Source organism: Nocardiopsis changdeensis (genome assembly GCF_018316655.1).
In the GTDB taxonomy this organism is placed as follows: Bacteria; Actinomycetota; Actinomycetes; order Streptosporangiales; family Streptosporangiaceae; genus Nocardiopsis; species Nocardiopsis changdeensis.
On record NZ_CP074133.1, the window covers coordinates 105,444 to 131,438 of the forward strand.

At 69.3% G+C, this 25,995-nt stretch carries 17 protein-coding genes and 3 rRNA genes; 11 read left to right on the forward strand and 9 right to left on the reverse strand.

The window, feature by feature from the left end:
- The first annotated feature begins 152 nt into the window (after positions 1-152).
- The 4 genes from KGD84_RS00515 (at position 153) to rrf (ending at position 6,466) form a co-directional block, all read left to right on the forward strand.
- Positions 153-629: a SixA phosphatase family protein gene (locus tag KGD84_RS00515; protein WP_220564146.1), complete on the forward strand. Its 477-nt coding sequence runs from the start codon at positions 153-155 to the stop codon at positions 627-629.
- Positions 630-1,251: 622 nt separating this feature from the next.
- Positions 1,252-2,783, forward strand: a 16S ribosomal RNA gene (locus tag KGD84_RS00520).
- A gap of 382 nt (positions 2,784-3,165) precedes the next feature.
- Positions 3,166-6,256 (forward strand): 23S ribosomal RNA (locus KGD84_RS00525).
- A 94-nt stretch (positions 6,257-6,350) separates the two neighbouring features.
- Positions 6,351-6,466: ribosomal RNA gene (gene rrf, locus KGD84_RS00530) — 5S ribosomal RNA — on the forward strand.
- The 16S, 23S and 5S rRNA genes sit together here, the layout of an rRNA operon.
- 2,694 nt (positions 6,467-9,160) lie before the next feature.
- Here rrf and serB read toward each other — a convergent pair.
- The 3 genes from serB to KGD84_RS00545 form a co-directional block, all read right to left on the reverse strand.
- On the reverse strand, positions 9,161-10,435 hold the full coding sequence (serB, locus tag KGD84_RS00535) for a phosphoserine phosphatase SerB (RefSeq protein ID WP_220564147.1): 1,275 nt from the start codon (positions 10,433-10,435) through the stop codon (positions 9,161-9,163).
- A gap of 111 nt (positions 10,436-10,546) precedes the next feature.
- Complete coding sequence (locus tag KGD84_RS00540) at positions 10,547-11,188, reverse strand: DUF1707 SHOCT-like domain-containing protein (protein WP_220564148.1); 642 nt, start codon at positions 11,186-11,188, stop codon at positions 10,547-10,549.
- A gap of 230 nt (positions 11,189-11,418) precedes the next feature.
- The gene (locus KGD84_RS00545; RefSeq protein ID WP_220564149.1) at positions 11,419-11,997 is read right to left on the reverse strand and encodes a TetR/AcrR family transcriptional regulator; all 579 of its coding nucleotides are present in this window, start codon (positions 11,995-11,997) and stop codon (positions 11,419-11,421) included.
- A 91-nt stretch (positions 11,998-12,088) separates the two neighbouring features.
- Between KGD84_RS00545 and KGD84_RS00550 the strand changes: the two genes are divergently transcribed.
- Complete coding sequence (locus KGD84_RS00550) at positions 12,089-12,535, forward strand: anthrone oxygenase family protein (protein ID WP_220564150.1); 447 nt, start codon at positions 12,089-12,091, stop codon at positions 12,533-12,535.
- Positions 12,536-12,723: 188 nt separating this feature from the next.
- Here KGD84_RS00550 and KGD84_RS00555 read toward each other — a convergent pair whose 3' ends face one another.
- A complete protein-coding gene (locus tag KGD84_RS00555; RefSeq protein WP_220564151.1) occupies positions 12,724-13,497 on the reverse strand; it encodes a hypothetical protein in 774 nt (257 codons plus the stop codon).
- Positions 13,498-13,576: 79 nt separating this feature from the next.
- Between KGD84_RS00555 and KGD84_RS00560 the strand changes: the two genes are divergently transcribed.
- From KGD84_RS00560 to KGD84_RS00570, 3 genes are all read left to right on the forward strand, one after another.
- Positions 13,577-14,362: an ABC transporter ATP-binding protein gene (locus tag KGD84_RS00560; protein ID WP_220564152.1), complete on the forward strand. Its 786-nt coding sequence runs from the start codon at positions 13,577-13,579 to the stop codon at positions 14,360-14,362.
- Between the two features lie 470 nt (positions 14,363-14,832).
- A complete protein-coding gene (locus KGD84_RS00565) occupies positions 14,833-15,756 on the forward strand; it encodes an SPFH domain-containing protein (protein ID WP_220564153.1) in 924 nt (307 codons plus the stop codon).
- A 202-nt stretch (positions 15,757-15,958) separates the two neighbouring features.
- On the forward strand, positions 15,959-16,717 hold the full coding sequence (locus tag KGD84_RS00570) for a sulfite exporter TauE/SafE family protein (RefSeq protein WP_220564154.1): 759 nt from the start codon (positions 15,959-15,961) through the stop codon (positions 16,715-16,717).
- A 69-nt stretch (positions 16,718-16,786) separates the two neighbouring features.
- Here the strand turns inward: KGD84_RS00570 and KGD84_RS00575 are convergent, their stop codons facing one another.
- The 3 genes from KGD84_RS00575 to KGD84_RS00585 all read right to left on the reverse strand — a co-directional run bounded on the left by KGD84_RS00575 (position 16,787) and on the right by KGD84_RS00585 (position 19,178).
- The gene (locus KGD84_RS00575) at positions 16,787-17,410 is read right to left on the reverse strand and encodes an HD domain-containing protein (RefSeq protein WP_220564155.1); all 624 of its coding nucleotides are present in this window, start codon (positions 17,408-17,410) and stop codon (positions 16,787-16,789) included.
- 209 nt (positions 17,411-17,619) lie between these two features.
- A complete protein-coding gene (locus KGD84_RS00580; RefSeq protein ID WP_220565442.1) occupies positions 17,620-18,579 on the reverse strand; it encodes an alpha/beta hydrolase family protein in 960 nt (319 codons plus the stop codon).
- 8 nt (positions 18,580-18,587) lie between these two features.
- Positions 18,588-19,178 (reverse strand): TetR/AcrR family transcriptional regulator, encoded by a 591-nt coding sequence (locus tag KGD84_RS00585; RefSeq protein WP_220564156.1) that lies wholly within the window; start codon positions 19,176-19,178, stop codon positions 18,588-18,590.
- A gap of 289 nt (positions 19,179-19,467) precedes the next feature.
- Between KGD84_RS00585 and KGD84_RS00590 the strand changes: the two genes are divergently transcribed.
- Positions 19,468-20,946: an aldehyde dehydrogenase (NADP(+)) gene (locus KGD84_RS00590; RefSeq protein ID WP_220564157.1), complete on the forward strand. Its 1,479-nt coding sequence runs from the start codon at positions 19,468-19,470 to the stop codon at positions 20,944-20,946.
- Here the strand turns inward: KGD84_RS00590 and KGD84_RS00595 are convergent.
- Positions 20,921-21,577 (reverse strand): hypothetical protein, encoded by a 657-nt coding sequence (locus KGD84_RS00595; RefSeq protein WP_220564158.1) that lies wholly within the window; start codon positions 21,575-21,577, stop codon positions 20,921-20,923. The genes KGD84_RS00590 and KGD84_RS00595 overlap by 26 nt on opposite strands.
- Positions 21,578-21,801: 224 nt before the next feature.
- Here KGD84_RS00595 and add point away from each other — a divergent pair, with 224 nt between their 5' ends.
- Positions 21,802-22,857 carry an adenosine deaminase gene (add, locus tag KGD84_RS00600; RefSeq protein ID WP_220564159.1) on the forward strand — a complete coding sequence of 352 codons (1,056 nt, stop codon included), beginning with the start codon at positions 21,802-21,804 and terminating at the stop codon, positions 22,855-22,857.
- Between the two features lie 57 nt (positions 22,858-22,914).
- On the opposite strand, the gene KGD84_RS00605 is transcribed toward add, so the two are convergent.
- The gene (locus KGD84_RS00605; protein ID WP_220564160.1) at positions 22,915-24,039 is read right to left on the reverse strand and encodes a CapA family protein; all 1,125 of its coding nucleotides are present in this window, start codon (positions 24,037-24,039) and stop codon (positions 22,915-22,917) included.
- A gap of 856 nt (positions 24,040-24,895) precedes the next feature.
- Between KGD84_RS00605 and KGD84_RS00610 the strand changes: the two genes are divergently transcribed.
- The gene (locus KGD84_RS00610) at positions 24,896-25,936 is read left to right on the forward strand and encodes a chaplin family protein (RefSeq protein WP_220564161.1); all 1,041 of its coding nucleotides are present in this window, start codon (positions 24,896-24,898) and stop codon (positions 25,934-25,936) included.
- Positions 25,937-25,995: the final 59 nt, after the last annotated feature.

Below are 25,995 nucleotides of genomic sequence, written 5' to 3' on the forward strand. Positions count from 1 at the left end.
GGCCGCCGGGAGCACCCGGCGGCCCCTCCTACTCTGGAGCGAAGAACGTACTCAGGGGGGCTCATGTCGGGAATGAAGGGTCTGTTCGTCATCGTGGGGGTGATGGTGGGGTTCATGGTCCTGCTCTCCATCGTCGCGACGGTGATCGCGTCATGACCGACCGGACACTGCTCCTGCTCCGCCACGCCAAGGCGGAGGCGGGCTACGGGGTCATCGACTACGACCGCGCCCTCACCGACCGCGGCCACGACCAGGCCCGCCGGGTGGGCCGCCTCCTCGCCGAGGCGGGGCACACCCCGGACCACGTCATCTGCTCCGCCGCCAAGCGGACCCGCCAGACCCTCGAAGGCGTCCTGGAGACCCTCGGCGCCGCGCCGGAGGTCGACTACTCGGAGTCGGCCTACACCGCCGGCGTCGACTCCCTGGTCGAGCTGATCACCTATGTCGACCCCGCGGTGCGCACCCTCCTGGTGGTGGGCCACAACCCGACCATCGCCCAGCTGGCGGCGACGTTCGTGGGCAACGAGGCCCTGGTGTCGTACTCGCCGGCCACCGTCTCCGCGGTGGACATGGAGGTCGAGTGGCTTTACACGGCCCCGGGCACGGGGTCCGGACGCATCCTCGGCTGAACCCCCTCCGTCCCGCCGCACCACCGGCGAAGGCCTCCGGGCGGGTGGAGGCCAGGGGTTCGATGAATGTGACCCAGGACACGCCGACGAACGTTTGCTTCGCCCGCGGCCGAGGGGTAGTGTTCTCCGAGTCGCCTCCGACGGGTCCAAGACCCGAAGGGGCACGACCGAGCGAGCCGAACGCGAAAGCGGGCGGGCCGGTCGATCTTCTTCTCTCCGAAATTCAGCGGTCCGAAGCAGTGCTGCGGACATGTAAACTCGGAGAGTGCTCCCAAAGGAAACAGCGGGAGCGAGACCTTCATTTGATTCAGAAGGACCCGGAAAACGCCGATTTGGCGGGGAACGGGAACACTGATAAAGTGAAGACACAACAAAGCGGAAACGCAGACGCCTTCCACGGAAGAGCACAGAGGCCAACGGTCTCGGGCTTGTACGGGAAGGGCGGTTGCTTCTTGAGAACTCAACAGCGCGTGTTCGATTTTTACAGCCAAGTTTGTTTTGGCCCCGTCACACGAGAATCGGTGAGATTCGAGTGTGCGAGGTTCCTTTGATTGAGCCAGACATGGTTCGGTCAGGATTTCTTCTAGGTTTCCGGCCCCCTTGCGGGGTTCGGTGCAAGACCTTTATGGAGAGTTTGATCCTGGCTCAGGACGAACGCTGGCGGCGTGCTTAACACATGCAAGTCGAGCGGTAAGGCCCTTCGGGGTACACGAGCGGCGAACGGGTGAGTAACACGTGAGCAACCTGCCCCTGACTCCGGGATAAGCGGTGGAAACGCCGTCTAATACCGGATACGACCCTCCTCCGCATGGTGGGGGGTGGAAAGTTTTTCGGTCGGGGATGGGCTCGCGGCCTATCAGCTTGTTGGTGGGGTAACGGCCTACCAAGGCGATTACGGGTAGCCGGCCTGAGAGGGCGACCGGCCACACTGGGACTGAGACACGGCCCAGACTCCTGCGGGAGGCAGCAGTGGGGAATATTGCGCAATGGGCGAAAGCCTGACGCAGCGACGCCGCGTGGGGGATGACGGCCTTCGGGTTGTAAACCTCTTTTACCACTCACGCAGGCCCCACGTTTTCGTGGGGTTGACGGTAGGTGGGGAATAAGGACCGGCTAACTACGTGCCAGCAGCCGCGGTAATACGTAGGGTCCGAGCGTTGTCCGGAATTATTGGGCGTAAAGAGCTCGTAGGCGGCGTGTCGCGTCTGCTGTGAAAGACCGGGGCTTAACCCCGGTTCTGCAGTGGATACGGGCATGCTAGAGGTAGGTAGGGGAGACTGGAATTCCTGGTGTAGCGGTGAAATGCGCAGATATCAGGAGGAACACCGGTGGCGAAGGCGGGTCTCTGGGCCTTACCTGACGCTGAGGAGCGAAAGCATGGGGAGCGAACAGGATTAGATACCCTGGTAGTCCATGCCGTAAACGTTGGGCGCTAGGTGTGGGGACTTTCCACGGTTTCCGCGCCGTAGCTAACGCATTAAGCGCCCCGCCTGGGGAGTACGGCCGCAAGGCTAAAACTCAAAGGAATTGACGGGGGCCCGCACAAGCGGCGGAGCATGTTGCTTAATTCGACGCAACGCGAAGAACCTTACCAAGGTTTGACATCACCCGTGGACCTGTAGAGATACAGGGTCATTTGGTTGGCGGGTGACAGGTGGTGCATGGCTGTCGTCAGCTCGTGTCGTGAGATGTTGGGTTAAGTCCCGCAACGAGCGCAACCCTTGTTCCATGTTGCCAGCACGTAGTGGTGGGGACTCATGGGAGACTGCCGGGGTCAACTCGGAGGAAGGTGGGGACGACGTCAAGTCATCATGCCCCTTATGTCTTGGGCTGCAAACATGCTACAATGGCCGGTACAATGGGCGTGCGATACCGTGAGGTGGAGCGAATCCCTAAAAGCCGGTCTCAGTTCGGATTGGGGTCTGCAACTCGACCCCATGAAGGTGGAGTCGCTAGTAATCGCGGATCAGCAACGCCGCGGTGAATACGTTCCCGGGCCTTGTACACACCGCCCGTCACGTCATGAAAGTCGGCAACACCCGAAACTTGTGGCCTAACCCTTCGGGGAGGGAGTGAGTGAAGGTGGGGCTGGCGATTGGGACGAAGTCGTAACAAGGTAGCCGTACCGGAAGGTGCGGCTGGATCACCTCCTTTCTAAGGAGTCTTTCAAGGCCAACACTTTTCCGATGGTTGGCCGGACTCGAAAGTGGACCCGATGCTCCTGGCCCTGGTGGCCGGTGAGAGGTCGGGATGGCTGTAGAACTCATATCGAACTTCCTCCTGGGGGTCCTAGAAGCCTCGGGGGGCGCGCTGTTGGGTGTCTGAGGAAGCAACCCTCGCCTTGGTCCGGTTTCGGGCCGGCGGGTCGGTTGGTTCCCGCGGACCGCCTCTGAGAACTCTCAGAGTCCGCCCTTTTTCTCCTGGTCGGTGGCCTTTCGGGTCCTGGTCGGGGGGTGGGTAGGGCCGAGTGGTGTTGGGGTATGCGGTTGGTGTTTTGATTTGTGAATAGTGTGCGCGAGCATCTTGTTATCTGTAGTGGCCAAGTGATAGTGGCATACGGTGGATGCCTTGGCACCAGGCGCCGATGAAGGACGTGGGAGGCCGCGATAGGCCACGGGGAGCTGTCAACCGAGCTGTGATCCGTGGGTGTCCGAATGGGGGAACCCAGCCCGAGTTGTGTCGGGTTGCCGCCGCCTGAATGTATAGGGCGGTTGGTGGTGACGCGGGGAAGTGAAACATCTCAGTACCCGTAGGAAGAGTAAACAACAGTGATTCTCCTAGTAGTGGTGAGCGAACGGGGAAGAGGCTAAACCGTGCGCGTGTGATAGACGGCAGTCGTTGCGTGTGCGGGGTTGTGGGGCGTGTCTGTTCGGGTCTGCCGGCCCGGAGCGTTGATGGTTCTTCTAGCTGAATCCGTTGGGAAGCGGTACCGGAGTGGGTGAGAGTCCCGTAGGTGAAGGAAGAGTCTAGGCGTTGACGCTGTCCCCGAGTAGCGCGGAGCCCGAGGAATTCCGTGTGAATCTGGCAGGACCACCTGCTAAGCCAAAATACGTCCTGGTGACCGATAGTGCACTAGTACCGTGAGGGAAAGGTGAAAAGTGCCCCGGTGAGGGGTCGTGAAATAGTACCTGAAACCGTGTGCTGTCAAGCCGTCAGAGCATCCTTTCGGGGTTGTGATGGCGTGCCTTTTGAAGAATGAGCCTGCGAGTCATGGTGTGTGGCGAGGTTAACCCGGGTGGGGTAGCCGTAGGGAAACCGAGTCTGAATAGGGCGTTTGAGTCGCATGCTGTGGACCCGAAGCGGAGTGATCTACCCATGTCCAGGGTGAAGCGGGGGTAAGACCTCGTGGAGGCCCGAACCCACCAGGGTTGAAAACCTGGGGGATGAGGTGTGGGTAGGGGTGAAAGGCCAATCAAACTCCGTGATAGCTGGTTCTCCCCGAAATGCATTTAGGTGCAGCGTTGCGTGTTTCTTGCCGGAGGTAGAGCTACTGTTTGGCTGATGGGCCCGACAAGGTTACTGACGTCAGACAAACTCCGAATGCCGGTGAAGTGAAGCGTGGCAGTGAGACTGCGGGGGATAAGCTTCGTAGTCGAGAGGGAAACAGCCCAGATCATCAGCTAAGGCCCCTAAGCGTGTGCTAAGTGGGAAAGGTTGTGGAGTTGCTGAGACAACCAGGAGGTTGGCTTAGAAGCAGCCATCCTTTAAAGAGTGCGTAATAGCTCACTGGTCAAGTGGTTCTGCGCCGATAATGTAGCGGGGCTTAAGCACACCGCCGAAGCTGTGAAGCCTGAGACTTGTTCTCGGGTTGGTAGGGGAGCGTCGTGCGTTCGGTGAAGCCGCCGAGTGATCGTGTGGTGGAGGGCGTGCGAGTGAGAATGCAGGCATGAGTAGCGAAAGCAACGTGAGAAACGTTGCCGCCGATTGACTAAGGGTTCCTGGGGCAGGTTAATCCGCCCAGGGTGAGTCTGGACCTAAGGCGAGGCCGACAGGCGTAGTCGATGGATAACGGGTTGATATTCCCGTACCCGTGCACGAGCGCCCAGTATCGAATCAGGTGATGCTAACCACGCTGGCCGGCTTTCTGTCCTTCGGGACGGGTTGCTGTGCTGGTCTGGGATCCGAGCTTGTAGTAGGTAAGTGATGGGGTGACGCAGGAGGGTAGCTCTACCCGGCGGTGGTTGTCCGGGGGTAAGCGTGTAGGCCGGGGGTTGGCAAATCCGCCCCCATGAAGGTTGAGACGTGATGCGGAGCCGTTTTTGGCGAAGTGAGTGATCCCATGCTGTCGAGAAAAGCCTCTAGCGAGTTCGTGAGCGGCCAGTACCCTAAACCGACGCAGGTGGTCAGGTAGAGAATACCGAGGCGTTCGGGTGAACCATGGTTAAGGAACTCGGCAAATTGTCCCCGTAACTTTGGGAGAAGGGGAGCCCTGTCTGGTGAGAGCCCTTGCGGCTGGAGCTGGGTGGGGTCGCAGATAGCGGGGGGAAGCGACTGTTTATTAAAAACACAGGTCCGTGCGAAGTCGTAAGACGCTGTATACGGACTGACGCCTGCCCGGTGCTGGAACGTTAAGAGGACCGGTTAACGGGGTTCGCCCTGTGAAGCTGGGAATCCAAGCGCCAGTAAACGGCGGTGGTAACTATAACCATCCTAAGGTAGCGAAATTCCTTGTCGGGTAAGTTCCGACCTGCACGAATGGCGTAACGACTTCCCCACTGTCTCAACCATGGGCCCGGTGAAATTGCACTACGAGTAAAGATGCTCGTTTCGCGCAGCAGGACGGAAAGACCCCGGGACCTTCACTATAGCTTGACATTGGTGTTTGGGATGGTTTGTGTAGGATAGGTGGGAGCCGGTGAAACTGCCACGCTAGTGGTGGTGGAGGCGTTGGTGAAATACCACTCTGACTGTTTCGGGCATCTAACCTTGGGCCGTGATCCGGTTCGGGGACAGTGTCTGGTGGGTAGTTTAACTGGGGCGGTTGCCTCCCAAAGAGTAACGGAGGCGCCCAAAGGTTCCCTCAGCCTGGTTGGTAATCAGGTGTTGAGTGTAAGTGCACAAGGGAGCTTGACTGTGAGACGGACGTGTCGAGCAGGAGCGAAAGCTGGGACTAGTGATCCGGCACCGGCGTGTGGAAGCGGTGTCGCTCAACGGCTAAAAGGTACCCCGGGGATAACAGGCTGATCTTCCCCAAGAGTCCATATCGACGGGATGGTTTGGCACCTCGATGTCGGCTCGTCGCATCCTGGGGCTGGAGTTGGTCCCAAGGGTTGGGCTGTTCGCCCATTAAAGCGGCACGCGAGCTGGGTTTAGAACGTCGTGAGACAGTTCGGTCCCTATCCGCTGTGCGCGTTGGAGACTTGAGAAGGGCTGTCCCTAGTACGAGAGGACCGGGACGGACGAACCTCTGGTGTGCCAGTTGTCCTGCCAAGGGCATGGCTGGTTGGCTACGTTCGGGAGGGATAACCGCTGAAAGCATCTAAGCGGGAAGCTTGCTTCGAGATGAGGTCTCCTGCCTCCTTTGAGAGGGTAAGGCTCCCTAGAGACGATGGGGTTGATAGGCCGGGTGTGGAAGCCCTGTGAGGGGTGGAGCTGACCGGTACTAATAGGCCGAGGGCTTGTCCGCTGCAGATAATTGGGTGCTCGCGCATACATGTTCACATAACTGTGGAAGCTTCCGTTTCCCTGTCCTGGTTGGGGTGGGGTTGCGGTGTGGGTTTCCGTGGTGGTTATGGTGGGAGGGTCACACCCGGTTACTTTCCGAACCCGGTCGTTAAGTCTCCTTGCGCTGATGGTACTGCCCTGTGGTGGGGTGGGAGAGTAGGTTGCCGCCACGGTTTTCTTCGGGTTGAGAGCCCCTGCCTTCGGGTGGGGGCTTTCCCTGTTTTCGGGGTGCGGGTTTTGTGTGTGGGGGGTCGTCCTTGGGGCGGCCCCCTTTTTTTTTGTGTTCTGGGGGCCTTGGTCGCAGGGGGCGGCCGCGGTGGTCTTTCCGTTTGTTCCCTTTTCAATGCTGTGTGGGGTGGGGGTGGGTCTGTCCGGGGTCTCGGGGGTTGCCGGAGGGAGCATCGTCTCCTTCGGCTGCAAGAGGTCGGGGCGGGTGTTTCCTCTGTCCCGGACACCGAGGGGTTTCTGCCTGTCCTGGAGGCCTTGGCCACAGCCGGAAGGTGAACCGCCTTCTGCGCCACAGGGGGTTTCTCACCCGACCGGGATCTCCGCCATAGCCGTGTCAGGCCAGTGGGGTGCCCGGCCATAGGGGGTGTTCGCCGAGGTAGTTGTAGGTTTCCAAGAGGCCGGCCGCTTGGGGTGGGCGGTCCGCGCCGGGTGGGCCCGGCCCCGGCCGCAGTCGGTGTCCGGCAGACCACCAGGCGGGTGCGTTGGGCGCGCGTGGCGGGTGGTGGGGGTGTGACTGCCGGAGCCGGGTGCACCCGGAGCGCGCACACCCGCACCGCCTGGAAAGGTTGGGGGCGCCGGCGGCGGTGAAGGGGCTCCACGCTGTCGCCTACTCCCGCGCGTGACCGCGGTACCGGTCAGTGCTGGGGGTGAAAGCCGCACGTTTCCGCGACCCCGGCCCCAGACCGGGCACAGGACCGCGGCCCTGGCCGTAGGGGGTGTTGCCGCGCATACGTGCGACCCCGGCGCCAGGGGGGTTAGGGAGGAAGAACCGCGGCCCCCGCCGCAGGGGGTGTGGGAAGGAGCGACCGGCGGCCTCCGCCATGGGGGTGAGACCCGCTCCCGATCGCCGGCCCCGATCCACGGCATGGGAAGGCATTTAAGGCGTTTGCGGCGTTCACCGGGTGGGGTCAAGGCCGCGGTTCTATTGCCGACCTGGGGCTGAGGCCGCGGGTTTTTGCGGCGACCCCCCCTGGAGCCGGGGACGCGGTTCTTCCTCCCCAACCCCCACGGCTGAGGGCTGCGGTCCGGTGCCCGGGCTGGGGCCAAGATCGCAGGCACGCGCGGCAACACCCCTCGGGGCGGGGGTTCCGGCTCTTCCTCCCCAACCCCCCCTCTGGCTGAGGCTGCGGGTGCTCGCGGCCTTTACCCCCCGGGGGGCGGAGGTGCGCGGTCCTGTGCCGGGCTGTGGCCGGGGCCGCGAGAATGTACCGCTTTCACCCCCTGGGACTGGGGTCGCGGTCTCTCCTTCCCACACCCCCTGGGGTAGAGGTCGCGGACCTGTTCCCGGTCTGGGGCCAGGGTCGCGGGTACCTGCGGCGACACTCCCTGGGGCGGGGGTCGCGATTCCTCCTCCCCACACCCCCTGTGGCTCGGGGCTGCGGGCGCGTGCGGGTTTCACCCCCGCTCCCGTCCGTACCGCGGTCACGCGCGGGAGTAGGCGACAGCGTGGAGCCCCTTCACCGCCGCCGGCGCCCCCAACCTTTCCAGGCGGTGCGGGTGTGCGCGCTCCGGGTGCACCCGGCTCCGGCAGTCACACCCCCACCACCCGCCACGCGCGCCCAACGCACCCGCCTGGTGGTCTGCCGGACACCGACTGCGGCCGGGGCCGGGCCCACCCGGCGCGGACCGCCGTTCCCAAGCGGCCGGCCTTTTGGAAACCTACAACTACCTCGGCGAAGACCCCCTATGGCCGGGCACCCCACTGGCCTGACACGGCTATGGCGGAGATCCCGGTCGGGTGAGAAACCCCCTGTGGCGCAGAAGGCGGTTCGCCTTCCGGCGGTGGTGAAGGTCCCGGTCGGGTGGGAAACCCCCTAGAGCGCAGGAAACGGTCCACCCTCCGGCTGTGGCTGAGGCCCCGGTCGGGTGCGCCAACCCCCTGGGGTCGGGGCGGGAAGCCGCCTGCGACCCTCACCCCCTGCGGCGGGGGCCCAGCGATGCCCTCCGGCTGTGGCCAAGGGCCCCGGTTAGGTGGGAAACCCCCTGCGGCGCAGGAGGCGGTTCGCCTTCCGGCTGTGGCTGAGGCCCTGGTCAGGCGGGAAGCCCCCTGGGGCTGGAGCGGGAAGCTACCCGCGGCCCTCACCCCCTGCGGCGGAGGTGGCGGTTCGCCTTCCCCCTGGGGCTGAGGGCCCCAGCCAGGTGGGAAACCCCCTGGGCCCGGGGCCCGCAGGGTACGCGCGGCCCCACCCCCATGTATCCGGGACGGAGGGCACGCCGACCCCGGCCCCCTGGGGTCGAAGGAGATGATGTGCCTTCCGGTGGTGGCTCGGCCCCCAACAGACCCACCCGTCACCCACCACAACGTTGAAAGACAAGGCAAAACCCCCGAACGACAGGCGGAAGGCCATCTGCGGCCCTCACCCCCTGCGATGAAGGCCCGGCGACGCTCTCTGGTGGGGGCTGAGGGCTCCACGCGGGTGGAAACCCCCCCGCGGCGGAGGCCCAGCGACGCTTTCCGGCCGGGGCTGAGGTTTCCGGTCGGGTGGGAACGCCCCGCGGCGAAGACCCACGACGCCCACCGGCGGTGGCCGAGGACAGCAGGAAGCCGGATGACCCGTCCCCCGACAGCCCTACCCGTCACCCATCACAGCGTTCAAAGGGCCCGAGGGAACCCACGAGCGGAACCGCCCCACCCCCCGTCACCCCAGGGACGTGTGCCCGATGGACGCCGGTTCCGCATGTGCGTGCAGGTCGGCCGCCTCGATCTCCTCCCGGGTGATCCCCAGGATGAACGCGATCGTGTCCAGGTAGGGCACGTTCACCGACGTGTCCGCCTGCTGGCGGACCACCGGCTTGGCGTTGAACGCCACACCCAGCCCGGCCGTCTGGAGCATGTCCAGGTCGTTGGCCCCGTCGCCCACGGCGACGGTCTGCTCCAGCGGCACCCCGGCCTCGCGGGCGAACCGCTCCAGCGTGACGGCCTTGCCCTTGCGGTCCACGACCGGGCCCACCAGGCCCCCGGTCAGTTTGCCGTCGACGATCTCCAGCGTGTTGGCGGCGGAGTAGTCCAGGCCGAGCCGCTCCACGAGCACGTCCGTGATCTGGGTGAAGCCGCCGCTGACGATGCCGCACTCGTACCCCAGCCGCTTGAGCGTGCGGATGAGGGTGCGGGCGCCGGGGGTCAGCTGGATCTCCTCGCAGACCTCCGCGATGGCGCCGGCGTCCAGGCCCTTCAGCAGGGCGACCCGGCGGCGCAGGGACTCCTCGAAGTCCAGTTCGCCGCGCATCGCCTGCTCGGTGACGCGGGCGACCTCCTCCTCGCAGCCCGCGTGGGCGGCCAGCAGTTCGATGACCTCGCCCTGGATCAGGGTGGAGTCGACGTCCATGACGATGAGGTGTTTGGCGCGGCGGTGCAGGCCGCTGGGCTGGACGGCGACGTCCACGCCCTGGGTGGAGGCCTCCATGGCGAGTTCGGCGCGCAGCTGCGCCAGGCGGGCGGGGTCGCCCGCGGCACCGGAGATCTCCATCTCCACGGAGGTGACCGGGTAGCTGGACAGGCGCTCGATCCGGTCGATGTTGGCGCCGGCCCGGGCCACACAGGAGGTGATGGCGCCCAGGGCGCCGGGGCGCAGCGGGTCGGCGAGCACGGTGACGTGCAGCCGTGCGGCGGAGGAGGACTCGTTGACCCGGTTGTGCGCGTCCCCGGAGGCGTAGTCGGCCTCCATGTCGAGGTCGATCGCGGTCTTGTCGAGCGCGTTGCGGACCTCTTCGAAGACGCGGTGGCGGCTCACCCCGGGGGCGACGCGCTCGTCCACCTCCAGGACGGCGCCCAGGACGAGGCGCCCGGCCAGGACGACCTGCTCGAGGTCGACGATGGTCACGGGGAAGACGGAAAGGGTGCTCAGCAGGCGCGCGCTGATCCCCGGACGGTCGCGACCGGTCACCGTCACCGACAACGTGGTTTCATCATTCATGGCGCTATCCACGGTACTCGGCCGCCCGCCGGCGTCGTCGCGCAGGTCGCTTCTTTTCCCAGCTAGTTCACTATGTGGACACCCGGGCCGGGGTCTTCCCGGGCCCTGGTGTCACTTCTGCTTCTTCGACTTGCGCGGTTTCTTCGCCTTGACGGAGACTCCGCCCAGCATGCAGGTGCCGGTGAGCCGGATGACGGGGGCGTTCGGGTCGGTCACCTGGTCCGTTCCGTGCAGCTCGGTGCCGCCGAGGATTCCGGACGTGTTGTTGATCACCCTGACCCCGTGGGGGACGGTGATGTCGACCCCGCCGAGGATGACGGCGACCTGGATGGTGACCTCGCGGCGGCTCAGGACGGCCTCGCGCAGGTCGAGGTCGACGCCGCCGCACAGGACGGACACGTTGGTGCGGGGCTCGACCAGCCAGCGGCCCTTGCGCTCGCAGCCGCCGAACACGGCGACCATGTTCTCCGAGCCCTTGCTCTGCCCGGCCAGGTCGCGGGCCTCCTGGCCCAGGATCTCCATGCCGTCGGCCGCGTGCGCGCCGTCGACGGCGGTGGGGAACGGGCTGTGCCCGGCGGCGGGCAGGTCGGAGACGATGGGCGCGAGCTCGCCCATGGTCTTGGCCTTGTAGAGGGTGTCGAGTCGTTCCTCGTGCTCCACGGGGGTGAGGCGACCCTCCGCCAGCGCTTCGCGCAGGCGTTCGGCAACCTTGTCACGGTCCGCGTCGGAAGCTCGGATGTGCTCGGGCTGCATGGTGTCGGGTCTCCTCCTCGATCGTGGGCCGGGTGTCGGCCGCACTCCAAGTATGGGTTCGGGCCCGTCGCGGGCGGATCAGGTATCTTCCCTGGCCCTACCCTGAGACTCCCCCTCAGGCCCCCAGGACCAAGGATGCCCCTTCCGGGCCGTACCGGCCAGGGCCGGTACCGGGTCGTGACCGTCGGGCGGGGCGGTGCGCGGTGCGGGCGCCCCGCCCGGACGGCGCGTCAGGCCGCGATGAGCCGGTCCACCAGCAGCTCCAGCCTCTGCTCGGCGTACTGCGGCGGCAGCCGCCCCTCCCGGGTCAGGGTGGCCAGCCCGTGCAGGGCGGCCCAGAACACCTCGGTGAACAGCCCCGGGTGGACGCCGTCCCCGGCGACCTCGCCGAGTGTCTCCAGCAGGGCGGCGAAGGCGTCCTTCAGGGGCTCGGGGGTGTCCTCGCGCGCGAAGGCCAAGCCGCCGTCGAGCCGGAACATGGCGTCGTAGACCGCCGGGTTGCGCACGGCGAAGTCGAGGTAGGCGCGGGCGAGGGCGGTGACCCGTGGCCGGGTGCCGTCCGCGGCGGCGGTCGCGGCCCGCAGCGCCACGGCCATCTCGGCGGCGCCCTGGAGGGCGACGGCGCCGATGATCTCGCGTTTGCCGCGGAAGTGGCTGTAGAGGACGGGCTGGCTGTACTCGATGCGCTCGGCGAGCCGGCGGGTGGTGACGGCGTCCCAGCCCTGCTGCTCGGCGAGTTCGCGGGCCGTCGCGACGATGAGGCGTTCGCGCTCGGCCCGTTCGCGCTGCTTGCGTTCCTGTACCGACATGGCTTGATTCTAGCACCGCTAGACAATCGAGCGGCAGCAGTACTAGCATCGCATCGAAAGCTAGCGGCGCTAGAAAATTGGAGGCACAGCCGTGCTCGTCGCACTGGAGATCGTCACCACCGTGATCGTGGGCCTGATGGTGGGGGTGGAGCTCGCCGTCGCCCTGGTCCTCGGCCGGATCCTCGACGCCCTCCCCGAGGACAGCGGTCAGCTCGGCCGGAGCCACGGGGGCCGGATGCTCGGGGCCGTGATGCCGGTCTGGTACATCGGCTCGCTCGTGCTCGTCGGGGTCTGGGCCGTCGCCGGGTGGCACCAGGACGGTGTCGGCCTCGTCGTCACCGCCGCCGCGCTGCTGGTCGTCAGCGTGCTCATGTCGGTCCTGCTGCTCGTCCCGATCAACAACAGGGGCAAGACGTGGACCCCCGAGAACCGGCCCGCCGACTGGAAGCGGCAGATGAAGCGCTGGGACCGCTACCACTACGTCCGGGTGGCCATCATCACCGCGGCCTTCGCCCTGCTGGTCACCGCCCTCGCCTGAGCCCGCCGGCCCCGGACGGCCGGCGCGGCCGCGCCGGGGCGGGCCGCGTCCGCCGTCGGCGGATACGGCCCCACGGCTCTCCCCTCCACACACCCGTCGGCCGCGCGCCCGGCGCGTGCCGCGGGGGCCGGGCGCCCTACGGGGCGGGACCGCCGGTCACGGCACGGCACGTGCCCCGGGACGCGGGCTCAGAGGGGGATCGAGGAGTGCGCGGCCACCAGGGCCCGGCGCACGGCCGAGTCCAGCCGGCGCAGGGACCGCGCCCTCAGCTCCGCCTGGTGGGCGCTCATGCCGCGGCCGGAGCGGGCGTCGGCCAGCTCCACGACCGCCGCCAGGCGCGCAGCCTGCTCGGCGACACCGCGGGCGCGCTGCGGGTAGGCGGGCGGGAGCCCGCCGCCGCCCCCGTCGGCGGAGCCCAGCGCGTTCACCCGCCGACGGACATCGGGGGAGAAGCCGGTGAGGTCGTCGACGCCCTCCAGGTCGCGGGCGACCTCGATGAGGGTGAGCTTGAGCGCCTGCTCGGCCTCGGCCAGGCCGGGTACCTGGGGGATCGTGTCGTTGGCCCGATACGGGGCCCAGGAGACCCCCACGTAGGATGAACCCCGCCGGTCGGTCGTGGGGACCAGCCCCACCTGGCGGTCGGCGAGTCGGAGCAGTACCCCCTCCCGCGCCTCCAGCGCGGCCTGGTTGAACTCCCCGGGGCCGACCAGACCGAGCGGGTCCCCTTGTACGGGCAGTGCCAGCCGGAACGCCGACGGTCTCGTACCCGGCAGGCCACGAAGTCGTACCAGTGCGGCCCGCAGCGGTACGCCCTCCTCGAAGGGCAGGTCCCCCGGCGGTACGGTCCCGATGAGCTGGGGCCCGCTGTGGCGTTCGACGGCGTCCACGGCCTCGTCCAGGCCGACGTGCCCGGACAGCCAGGCGTTGCCCCAGGCGACGAGTGTTGCGGACGTGGAGTTCATGGCTCCAGGGTAGGTCGGTGCTGCGCCGGCCGGGTCGGCACTGCACCGGCGCGGGACGCGAGTGACGTGAGGGAGAACGATGGACGGTCGGGTTCTGGGGCTGAGCGGTGTCACCGTGCGGCGGGGTGACGCGCTCCTGCTGGACGGCGTGGACTGGTCGGTGCTGGAGGGTGAGCGTTGGGTGGTCCTGGGCCCCAACGGCGCGGGCAAGACCACCCTGCTGAGCGTGGCCTTCAGCCAGCTGTACCCCACCTCGGGCGAGGTGGAGATCCTGGGCGAGCACCTGGGGCGGGTGGACGTGTTCGAGCTGCGGCCGCTCATCGGGTACGCGGGGGCGGCGATCGCCAACCGCGTCGAGCAGGGCACACCGGTCCTCGACCTGGTGCTGAGCGCGGCCTACGGGTACCTGGGCCGGTTCCGGGAGGAGTACGGCGTCCCGGACCTGGGCCGGGCGCGGGCGCTGCTGGGCCACTGGGGCGTCGGCGACCTGGCCGACCGCGAGTTCCACACGCTGTCGGAGGGCGAGCGCAAACGCGTGCTGATCGCCCGGGCGCTGATGTCGGACCCCGAGCTGCTGCTGCTGGACGAGCCCGCGGCGGGCCTGGACCTGGGCGGCCGCGAGGACCTGCTGCGCCGCCTGGGCGCGCTGGCCCGCAACGAGGCGGCCCCGGCCCTGGTTGTGGTGTCGCACCACGTCGAGGAGATCCCGGCCGGGTTCACGCACGGGCTGCTGCTGCGCGGGGGCGGTGTGGTCGCGGCGGGTCCGCTGGACGAGGTGATGACGGCCGACAACCTGTCGGAGACGTTCGGCCTGCCCCTGAAGGTGGAGCGCGACGGCGACCGCTGGAACGCCCGGGCGGTCTGACCCCGGACCCGCTCCCGACCCCCGAGAACCCTTCCCCGCTCTCCTCCCGTGCACGGCCGGCGGTCCTCCGCCGGCCGTTCCCCTTTCCCGGATCCCCGGCGACCTCCCTGTCTTCGGCGCGGGGACCGGGGCCGGAACCGGCGGCGGGCCGTTGTCGATACCGGGACCCAGAGTGGACGCTGTCCCAAAACCCGGATAAGGGGTACGGAAACGGCGCCATCATATTGACCTTAAATACTGTTCCTGTCCGGATATAGCTCCTTGATGTGACTTCGGGTACCGTCTTCGGCGGTGAGCGGAACACTCCAATTCGGCGCGCTTTATGATCATCGGGTGGGCGGGGCCGGGCGATGCGCGGTCCGTGCCCGCGTTGCCTGCACCCCCGTCAGGAGAACCGGAGCTGCCCAGATGTCGATGTCGAATACCGCCGCGGCGCATACCGCCCCGGAGCACGACAAAGGGGTGATCGCATGACCATGGTCATCATCGTCGCCCTTTTCGTCGCCGTTCTCCTTCTCATCTTCTGGCGGAGCGTGCGCATCATCCCCCACTCCATGCAGGACGTGGTGGAGCGCTTCGGCAAGTACCACCGCACCCTGGACTCGGGGTTCAACGTCGTCATTCCGGGCGTCGACCAGGTCCGCGAGCGCATCGACCGCCGAGTCCAGGTGGTGAGCTTCCCGCCACAGTCCGCCATCACCGAGGACAACCTGGCCGTGGAGGTCGACTCCGCGGTCTACATCCGGGTCGTGGACGCCTACCGCGCCACCTACGAGGTCGCCAACTTCATCCAGGCGGTCGAGCAGCTCACCCTCGCCACGCTGCGCAACGTCATCGGCGGCATGAACCTGGAGGGGACCCTCACCTCCCGCGACCAGATCAACCGCGAACTGAAGGCGGTGCTGGACGAGGCCACCAGCGACTGGGGCATCGAGATCAGCCGCATCGAGCTGAAGGGCATCGAGCCCCCGGGCTCGGTGCAGGAGGCCATGGAGATGCAGATGCGCGCCGACCGCGAGAAGCGCGCGCAGCTGCTCAGCGCGGAGGGCGAGAAGCAGTCCGCGGTGCTGCGGGCCGAGGGCGAGCGGTCGGCTGCGGTGCTGCGGGCCAAGGGGCAGGCGGAGGCGCAGATGCTCACCGCCAAGGCCGACGCCGAGGCCCAGACCCTGCGGGCGCGCGGTGAGGCCGACGCCATCCACATGGTGTTCAAGGCCCTGCACACCAGCAAGGTCGACCCCGACGTGCTGGCCTACCAGTACCTCCAGAAGCTCCCGGAGATCGCCAAGGGCGACGCCAACAAGGTGTGGATCGTGCCGTCCGAGATGGGCCAGGCCATCCAGGGGGTGGGCGCCGCGTTCCAGCGCCTGCGCGACGAGGTCGTGCGGGTGCCCTGACGCCCCCGCCGCGACCCGCCTGCGGCCCCGGTGCGCTCGGGCGCCCCGGGGCCGCACGGCTTCACGGAAGTCCTGCTCCACGGGCCGCAGGGCCCGTCCCGGCGGCCAGTGGATGACCCGATGACCGGCTCACCGGGGCCGCTCTCGTAGGCTGTGGGAGCCCTCGACGGTCGGGGAGCGGAGAAGCCACGAAAGCCGGACTATGGAACTCTGGGAGGCTGCGGCCGTCCTCCTGGCGGGGATCGCCGCCGGGGGGATCAACTCCATCGCGGGGTCGGGGACCCTGTTCACCTTCCCCGTGCTCCTGGCCCTGGGGTACCCGCCGATCACCGCCACCATCTCCAACAGCATCGGCCTGGCGCCCGGCAGCATCAGCAGCGCCATCGCCTACCGCAGGGAGCTGTCCGGGCAGCGCTCCCGGGTCATCCGGCTGGGCGGCATGTCCCTGATGGGGGCGATCACCGGCGCGCTGCTGCTCATCTACCTGCCCGCCGGGGTCTTCGAGAAGGTCGTCCCGTTCATGATCGGCGCGGCCTGTGTGCTGATCATCCTCCAGCCGCGCATCACCCGCTGGGCCCGGGCCCGCAAGCCCGCGCGCAGGGACGGCGGTCCGCTGCTCCCGCTGGGCGCCTACCTGACGGGCAGCTACGGCGGCTACTTCGCCGCGGCCCAGGGCATCATCCTCATGAGCATCCTGGGTGCCGCCCTGGACGACGACCTCCAGCGGCTCAACGGCCTGAAGAACCTGCTCGCGGGGATCGTCAACGGCGTCGCCGCCGTGTTCTACATCGTGCTGGCCTCGCCGTCGTGGCCGGTGGTCGGCCTCATCGCGGTGGGCTCGATCCTCGGCGGCTACCTGGGCGGTCGGTTCGGCCGCCGGCTGAGCGCCGCGGCCCTGCGCGTCGTCCTGGTGGTCGTGGGCCTGTCCGCGGCGATCCAGCTGCTCCTGGGCCGGGTCTGACCCGTCCCGCCGCGCGGGGGCCCGCCTCCGGTTCCGGGGCACGCCCGGCGCCCGCGCCCGGGCGGGGGGTCAGGTGCGGAAGTACCCGCGCCGGTCGGCGTCGTCGATGAGCGCCGTCGCGTACGCCCCCAGCGCCTCGGACCCCTCGGCGATCAGCTTGACCTTCTCCATGACCTGGGCCCGGGTGATCCCGAACCGCACCCAGGTGCCGCCCTCGTTGTGCCAGTTCGCGAGCATCGGCGACAGCCGGTCCACGGCCCGGGCGAACCGCGCCTCGGGGGTGACCCTGGCCTCGAACTCCTCCCAGAGGGCGCGGGCGGCCTCGGCCTGGTCCTCGGGGAGCAGCGGGAAGATGCGGTCGGCGGCTGCGCGCTCGCGCTCGGCCTGGGTCTGCGAGTTGACCTGGTCGAACAGGAAGGTGTCGCCCGCGTCGATCTCCACGATGTCGTGCAGCACCAGCATCTCGACGACCCTGTCGATGTCGGTGCCCTCGGGGGCGTACTCGGCGAAGGTGCGCGCGGTCAGCGCCAGATGCCAGGAGTGCTCGGCCGAGTTCTCCCTGCGGGACCCGTCCACCAGCAGGTTCTGCCGCAGGATGCGCTTGAGTTTGTCCACCTCCAGAAGGAAGCGGAGCTGCGCGTTCAACCGCTCGTTGTCGACCCCGCTGGCAAAGACCGGTGCCGGTTCCGTCACGTGGTTCGCCCTCCTGAAGGATGAGTCGAAACGGTCAGGTGGACCGCCCTCGAGCGGTCGCCCCTGGATGATCCCATGGAACGCGGACCGGCTGTCGCGGCGGCGTCCGTTAAGGGGACGGCCGGAGATGCGGCGGAGTGCACACGGTGAACGCGGTCTCACGGGGAGGTTGCGGTCGCGCGCGGACCGCCACCGGGGTACCGGACCCCTCACGCACCGCCCCGGACCTGCGCGGAAGCCGTGACGTGCCGGTGGAACCACTCTGTCAGGGCGCGGTCGGCGAGTACGCCGCCGGGGGTGAGCGGGCCCGGTTCCAGCCCGGGTTCGGGGCCGATGGCGTGCGCCAGGTCGGGGATCACGATGTGACGGAGCACATGGTCGGTGCCCTCGGGCGACACGGGTGCGGCGGCCTCCTGTTTCAGGCGGCGGCCGCGCCGCCGGAGCCAGCCCGAACCGCGCTCCTCGGGCTCCGCGGTGCCCGAGAACTCGGCGCGCAGCGCCTCGTGCAGGCCCAGGCCGTGCTCGGGGGGCAGCACGTCGTCCCGGCCGCCGCTGACGACCAGCACCGGGACGCGGCGCCTGGCGACCTCGGGGGCCCGGGAGGTGAAGTCGAACCGCTCGCGGACCGCCAGCGCGTCCTCGGTCCAGCCGTAGGGGGCGCCGCGGTTGCGCTCCCGGGCGGCCAGGACGGGCGCCGGGTCGGTGACCGGGTTGACCAGGGCCGCGGCGCCGACCGGCAGGTCGCCCTCGGCCAGGGACAGCAGGACCGCGGAGGCGCCCGCGCCCACCCCGAGTAGGCCGACCGGGTCGTCGGTGATCGGGAACAGGGAGCGCAGCTCGGCGACCAGCCGCGGCAGCTCGGCCGCGGCCCCCTCGACGACGGGGCCGAACAGCTCCATCAGGTAGTCGCTCTCCCCGCGGCGGCCGATCTCGGGCACCCCGCCCTCGGGCAGCCGGGCGCCGAACAGCGGCAGCCCGGGGTAGACGCGCCAGGCGGGCAGGGAGGCCAGGGGCGCCGTCCCCGCCAGCGCGGCCTCGCTGCGCGGCGGCTCGAACGCGTGCAGGCCCAGGACGAGCGGTGCCGGGTGCGCCCCCGTCGCCGGGGGCAGGGCCAGGAAGGGGATGCCCGCGGCGGTCCCGGCGACCGGGGCGGACCTGCCGTCCAACATGGTGCCGTCTACCACCGCGCCTCGCCTTCGTTGCGCCGGGAGAAGTCGGTGAGGTAGCTGCTCACCAGCCTCTTCGCCTCGTTGATGAGGTCGGGGTCGCCCTCGGGGTCGTTCCGGAACGCCAGCTTGAGCACGGCGTCGGCCGCCTCGACGGCCACGTTGACGGCCCGGTCGAGCTCGTCGCTGTCGGGGATGCCGGAGGCGGACACCACGATCTTGCGCAGCCGGATCGAGATGACCCGGTTGTTGTCGGTGCCGCCGTTGAGCAGCCGGGTGTCGACGATGTCGCCGAAGTGCAGGCTGCGGAAGCCCGGCACGTTGCGGTGCATGTCGATGTACTCGTCGACGATGGCGTCGACGGCGGTGGTCCAGTGGGAGAACGACGTCCCGGCGAGGCGTTCGGTGATCCGGGCGCCGAACTGGTCGAGGAAGCGCAGTCCCAGGGCCTGGGTGATCGCCTTCTTGTCGGGGAAGAACTGGTAGACCGAACCGATCGCGACCCCGGCGCGCTCCGCGATCCGGGTGGTGGACAGGTTGTCGTAGCCGACCTCGTCCAGGATCTCGGCGCAGCAGTCGAGCATCCGCTGGACGCGGAGCATGCTGCGCTGCTGGGCCGGCAGCCTCCGGAGGGGGGCCTGCGCGAAGGCGAGCTCCTCAGTGGAGACACGTGCGTGACCCGACCCGTTCTTGCCTGCGGGGGTCCTCCGCGACCGCGGGGGCGTTGAGCTTCGGGAATTAGTCGTCACAGCACCTATGATGCCGTTCCGGAATCACCTGGTTCCGGGGAAATTCCAGTTTCGTTCTGCGGACTCTTCCTTCCGCGCCACCGTCAGGGCAGGGTAGTGGCGTGCCCGAGGCCTCACAGCCATCGCTCTTGGAGGTTGAGTCATGAACACCCCGCCGACGACCGAGGACTCGCGGGACACCACACCCGAGCAACTCGACGCCGTCATGGAGCGCGCCGCGGCCGCCGCCCCGCTGCTGGCCTCGCTCGCCCCGGCCGAGCGGGCCCAGCTGCTGCGGGCCGTCGCCGACGCCCTGGACGCCGCCGCCGACGACCTGGTCCCCCTGGCGCAGGCCGAGGCGCACTACCCCGAGGCCCGCTGCCGCGGCGAACTGGGCCGCACCACCTTCCAGCTGAGGCTGTTCGCCGACGTGCTGGAGGACGGCACCTACCTGGAGGCCATGGTCGACCCCGCCGACCCCGACTGGGGCACCCCGCGCCCGGACGTGCGGCGGATCCTGGTGCCGCTGGGGCCGGTCGTGGTCTTCGGGGCCGGCAACTTTCCGTTCGCGTTCTCCACCGCGGGCGGGGACAGCGCCTCGGCGCTGGCCGCCGGCTGCCCGGTGGTCGTCAAGGCCCACCCCGGCCACCCGCGCCTGGCCCGGCGCACCACCGAGGTCGTCGTGGCGGCGCTGGCAGCCGCGGGCGCCCCGGAGGGGGCGTTCGCCCTCGTGGAGGGGGTCGAGGCCGGGCGGCAGGCGGTCCTGCACCCGCTGACCCGGGCCGTCGGGTTCACCGGCTCCATCCCGGGCGGGCGGGCGCTGTTCGACCTGGCGGTGTCGCGCCCGGACCCGATCCCGTTCTACGGGGAGCTGGGCAGCGTGAACCCGGTGTTCGTCACCCGGGCCGCCGCCTCCGCCCGCGGCGAGGAGGTCCTCGCCGGGTACGCGGAGTCCGCGAACCTGGGCTCGGGCCAGTTCTGCACCAAGCCGGGCGTGGTGTTCGTGCCGGAGGACACCGAGCTCGACGCGCTCGTCGCCGACTTCGCGGGGCGGGCCGCGGCGCCGCTGCTCAACGACCGGGTCGCCGACGGGTTCGCCCGCGGGTTGGACGCCCTGGCCGGGCACCCGGCCACCGAGGTCCTGGTCCAGGGGGCGGCGGACGGGGACGGCGGCTGGTCGCCGTCGCTGCTGCGCACCGACCTGGACGCGCTGCTGGAGCACTCCGAGACACTGCTGGAGGAGTGCTTCGGCCCGGCGACGCTGGTGGTGACCTACGCCGACGAGCGGAGGCTGCTGGAGGCCGCGGGCGTCCTCCAGGGCCAGCTCACCGTCACCGTGCACGGCGAGGAGGACGACGCGATCGCCCCCGCGTTGCTGGCGCTGGGCGCGTCCGTGGCGGGCCGGGTCGTCTGGAACGGCTGGCCCACGGGGGTGGCGGTCACCCACGCCATGACCCACGGCGGGCCGTACCCGGCGACGACCGCGCCGCTGCACACCTCGGTGGGCGGCACCGCCATCCGCCGCTTCCTGCGCCCGGTCACCTACCAGTCGGTGCCGGACGGCCTCCTCCCGGAGGCCCTGCGCGACGCCAACCCGCTGGGCGTCCCGCGCCGCCTCAACGGCGCGCCCCCGGCGGTGTGACCCGCCGGGCCGGGGCGGGCCCCGCCCGCCCCGGCCCCCGCTCGGGGAATCCGGGGAAGTACGGGTCCCCGGTGGCGCCCCACGCCTCGTACTTCTCCCGGAAGGCCTCGGCGTGCTCCCGCCGACTCTGCGATTCCGATCGGTGGATGAGCGCTCCCGCGACGTACCCGGCGCAGCCGAGGACGGGCAGGATGAGGTTCGCCGGGTGCAGCGCGGCCTCATCCCAGACCTGGGAGGTGATGATGAGCGCCGCGCAGCACAGGGCACCGGCCCATTGCAGGAAGATCGCTCCGCCCGGGCGCCGGACCCCGAACTCCCGCAGCCGCTGTCCGGCGAGGACGTACCCGTGCCGGTTCACCCACGGGTGCCATCCGAGAGAGCCCCGGTCCACCAGGCCCTCGGCCATGGCCACGTGGTACGGGTCCGCCAAGGGCGGCAGCGCGCCCTCGGCGGTCAGCGCCATGTCGTACCGCAGGGTGAGCCGGTACACGGCCGGGCAGAGCAGCGCGCACCCCGCGAGGGAGAGGACCGCGTACGGCAGGAGAGCGGCCATCGCGTCGCCGACACCGAGATAGAAGCCTCCGGCGGCCAGGAGCAACGCGAAGAAGACACCGGCCGCCAGTGCGGACACGAGGGCGTTTCCGCGCGGGTCGTTCTGATGGCGGATCTTCGCCGCGGCGGCTCGCACCACCCACGAGCGCGGTGCGGGCGGGAGTGCCGGGGGCCGTGGCGGGAGCAGGGGGGATGGTGGGGGAGCCATACCCCCTACCGTATCCGGAGACCCTCCTGACGGGTAGGTGTGAGGTTCGCCCGAAGACCTTGGTGGCCGGAGCCGGCCGGCCGTAGTCTCCCGCCATGAGCAGCCACCCGAACCCCGTCCCCGACGCCGTCGAGGCGCTGATCCGCGACCTGCCCAAGGTGGAACTCCACGTCCACCTGGAGGGGTCCATGCCCGCCGAGACCCTCTTCGACCTGGCCCGCCGCCACGGGCTGGAGTCCGTCCCCGACACGTTCGACGCGTTGGAGGCGTGGTACGAGTTCACCGACTTCCCGCACTTCCTCGACGTGTACCTGGCCTCCGTCGAGGCCCTGCGCGAGGAGGAGGACTTCGCCCGGCTCACCGCGGCGGTCGCCGGGCGCCTGGCCGCGCAGAACGTCCGCTACGCCGAACTCCACATCAGCCTGTACACCCACCTCATGCGCGGGGTGCCGGCCCGGGTGGTGTTCGACGGCGTGGAGTCCGCCCGCCGGCAGGCCGAGCTCGACCACGGCATCCGGCTGCGCTGGATCCCCGACTTCCCCACCGACTTCGGGCCGCAGAGCGCCGAGCGGACCCTCGAAGCGGTGCTGGCCGACGCGCCGCCCAGCACGGTCGGGTTCGGGGTGGGCGGTACGGGCAGCACCCTGGTCCCCTACGCCGACGTGTTCGGCCGGGCCCGGGCGGCGGGGCTGGCCAGCCTGCCGCACGCCGGGGAGCACGGCGGTCCGGAGCGGGTGGTCGAGGCCCTGGACCTGCTCGGGGCCGAGCGCATCGGGCACGGCATCGACTCCATGCTCGACGGCGACCTGGTGGCGCGCCTGGTCGACGAGCAGGTCCCGGTCGACGTCAGCCCCACGTCCAACGTGTGCACGCGGGCGGTGGAGCGGATCGCCGACCACCCGCTGCCCGCCATGCTCGACGCCGGGCTGCTGGTCACGCTCAACACCGACGACCCCACCATGTTCGGCACCGACCTCACCGAGGAGTACCGCACCGCCCACCGGATGGGCCTGGCGCCGGTCGACCTGGTGAGGCTGGCCGCCAACGGCGTCCGGGCCTCCTACCTGGGCACGGCCCACCGGCACGCGCTGCTGGCGGAGATCGCCGAGGCCGCCGCCCGGCACGGGGTCCCGGCCTCCGCCGTGGTCTGACCCCGGGCACGGGCCGGGCGTCCGCGCCGGTCGGCGCGGACGCCCGGGAGCCGCGGATCAGGCGGGGGAGTCGGTCAGCGGCAGGCCGCACTCGTTGCGCATGTCGGTCCAGGTCTGCGTGGCGGTCTCGGCCGCGGCGCCCTCGTAGGGGACGGGCACGCCGCCCTGGATCTGCGCGGGCAGCCAGTCGGCCCCGGTGACCGAACCCTGGTCGAAGGTGAGGGTGAGCACCCCGGTCTCCGCGGTCGGGCCGCTGAAGTTGTAGAACACGAAGTTGCTCAGCCCGTAGTGGACGTAGGAGTCACCGAGGAACCCGCCCGGGGACAGCACGTGCGCGTGTCCGCCGACGACCGCGGTCGCGCCGGCGTCCACCAGCTCCTGGGCGAGGGTGGGCGCGTGCGGCAGCGGGCAGTGCGACCCCTCCAGGCCCCAGTGCAGGAACACCACGACGTTGTCGTACTGCCCGGCGGCCTCGGCGACGGCGTCGAGCATGTGCTGCTTCATCTCGCCCTTGGTGGAGGCCATGCCGGGCTTGCCCTCGCCCGCGGTCCACTCGGCCATGAGGTGGTCGTCGAGCACGTCGGTGGCGCCGAACATGGCGACGGTCTGCCCGTTGACCTCGGCGACGTGCGGGGTGTACGCCTCCCCGATGTCGTTGCCGGCGCCGACGAGGGCGACGTCGGAGGCCTCGCCGTTGGCGAGGGTGTCGGCCAGGCCGTCGAGGCCGTAGTCCATGCCGTGGTTGTTGGCGACGGTGGCCACGTCCACGCCCGCCTCGGACAGGGCGTCCAGGGCGGACGCGGGCGCCCGGAAGAGGAACTCCTTGCCGGGGGCCGGGGTGCCGCCCTCGGTGATGGCGGTCTCCAGGTTGACCATGGTCAGGTCGGCCGCGGACAGGTGCTCGGAGATGGGGTCGAGCGCGGTCGCCGGGTCGTCCAGGCGGGGGCGGAGCACGCCCTCGAACATCACGTCGCCGCCGAAGGCGATGGTGAACGGTTCGGCGGCGGCCTGCGGTTCGGGGCTGGAGCCGGGCGAGGACGAGGGCTCGCCGCCGGCCGCCCCTTGGAGCTGTTCGGGTTCTTCGTCGGCGGAGGAACAGGCGGCGACGAGCAGGAGGACGAGCGTTGCGGCCCCGAGCGGCAGGATCGTGCGCGCGCGGGGGCGGATGTGTGCGGGTTGCATGCGTGCTCCAGAAGGGGCGGGGGAAACGGGGGGCGTGTCCTGAGGGTCAGGACGCGCGTCATGCGTCTCCGGTTGGCCGGTGCGCGCGAATCGGAGACCCCGTGCCGCCCGTCACCGGCGAATACTGATCGTGTTCAGATTATTGCCAAGCGTGTTCGCGTGCCGGGTTCGACATGTCGGGCCCGCGCTCGGGGGCGGCCCTCCGGGTTCAGGGTACGCGCCCGTGACCAGGGGTTTTGTCATGTTCTGGGGCTTCTGTGGTGAGAGGCACTCGATGGGGCTCAAGGGGTTTTCGTGGGAGTGCGAACGGGCGGCGGGGTCGGTCGTCGGCGCCGTTTCCCGTCTTTTCTCTCAAAAGGGATATCAATCCCATTCTTCTGAATTCACCGCGCACGGGTTGAGGCGCCTCCGAGGCCAATCGACTAAGTTGCTTAGTGGTTTGGCCGAGCGGGTTCACGGAGAACTTTTTTCGCCTCGAGAATCACCCAACGTGTCCGTTGTTTCTCTCTGTGTGTGCACTCAAGAGTCTCTGATCTGCACTGATTTCATGTGGTGTTATCGTGATCACTCGGGGTGTCGGGGGCGCGGATAAACATTTCCGGAAAGTGCTTGTGTTCCTTCCCGGGCTTGCTAACGTTTCGGTCCGTTGCCGGTTCGCGAAGAACGCAACCGCGACACCACGCGGGCCACCCCGCCGTTCCACCGCCCCAGTGCCGGTGACGGGCCCGCGCCGCCGACCGGCGGGACCGTGCGCCACCCGGGCGCCCCGCGCACACCGCGGACCGGACCCGCCCCCACGGCCCAACGCCACGACGGCGTGCATCCCCAGGTTTCCTGCGTCGAAAGGCCGCACCAGATGCGCAACACACTCCGTTACTCCTTCGCCACCGCCGTCGCCGCCGGCCTCGCCTTCGTCCCGGCCGCCGCGGCCTTCGCGGACACCACCACCGACGGCTCCGGGGGCATCGCCTCCGGCAACCAGGTCGTCGTGCCCGTCGACATCGAGGCGGGGCTGTGCGGCAACTCGCTCGCCGTCCTGGGCATCTCCGCGGCCAAGTGCACCCAGGTCTCCGAGGTCCTCTACGAGGCCAGCGGCCAGGGCGGCGGAGCCTCCACCGACGGCTCCGGGGGCGTGGCCTCCGGCAACCAGATCGTCATCCCGGTCGAGGCGGCCGTGGACGCCTGCGGCAACGCCGTCGCCGTCGGCGGGATCTCCAAGGCGGAGTGCGTCGAGGTCGTCGAGGTCCTGGAGGAGGAGTCCGGCAACGGCACCTACTCCACCGACGGCTCCGGGGGCGTGGCCTCCGGCAACCAGATCGTGGTCCCGGTCGACGCCGCCATCAACATCTGCGGCAACTCGGTGGCGATCCTGGGCGGCGCCAGCTCCAAGTGCACCACCATCATCAACATCATCCAGGCCGCCCCCGAGAACGAGGGCACCCCCGAGGCGACCACCGACGGCTCCGGGGGCGTGGCCTCCGGCAACCAGGTCGTCGTCCCGGTCGACGCCGCCGTCGACATCTGCGGCAACGCCATCGGCGTGCTCGGCCTGGCCGAGGCCTCCTGCATGGAGATCATCTCCGAGGAGCCCGCGCCCGAGCAGCCCGAGGAGCCGGGCGAGGAGACCCCCGAGGAGCCCGCCGAGCCGGAGGAGCCGGGCGAGGAGACCCCGCAGGAGCCCCAGCCCGAGAAGCCCCGCGAGGAGGACAAGAACGAGGAGGAGCCCTCCTCCGACGACCGGCCCGCCCCCGTCCAGCAGGCGGGCGGTGAGCTTCCCCTCACCGGTGGCGCCCTGACCGGCCTGGTCGCTGCGGGCGTCGCCGCCGTCGGCGCCGGCGGCGCGGGCCTGTACTTCGCCCGCAAGCGCAAGGCCGCCGCCACCGCCGACACGGAGTAGCGAGAACGGGGGACGAGAACGGCGGGACACGGGCCCGGCCGGACGCCACTGTCCGGCCG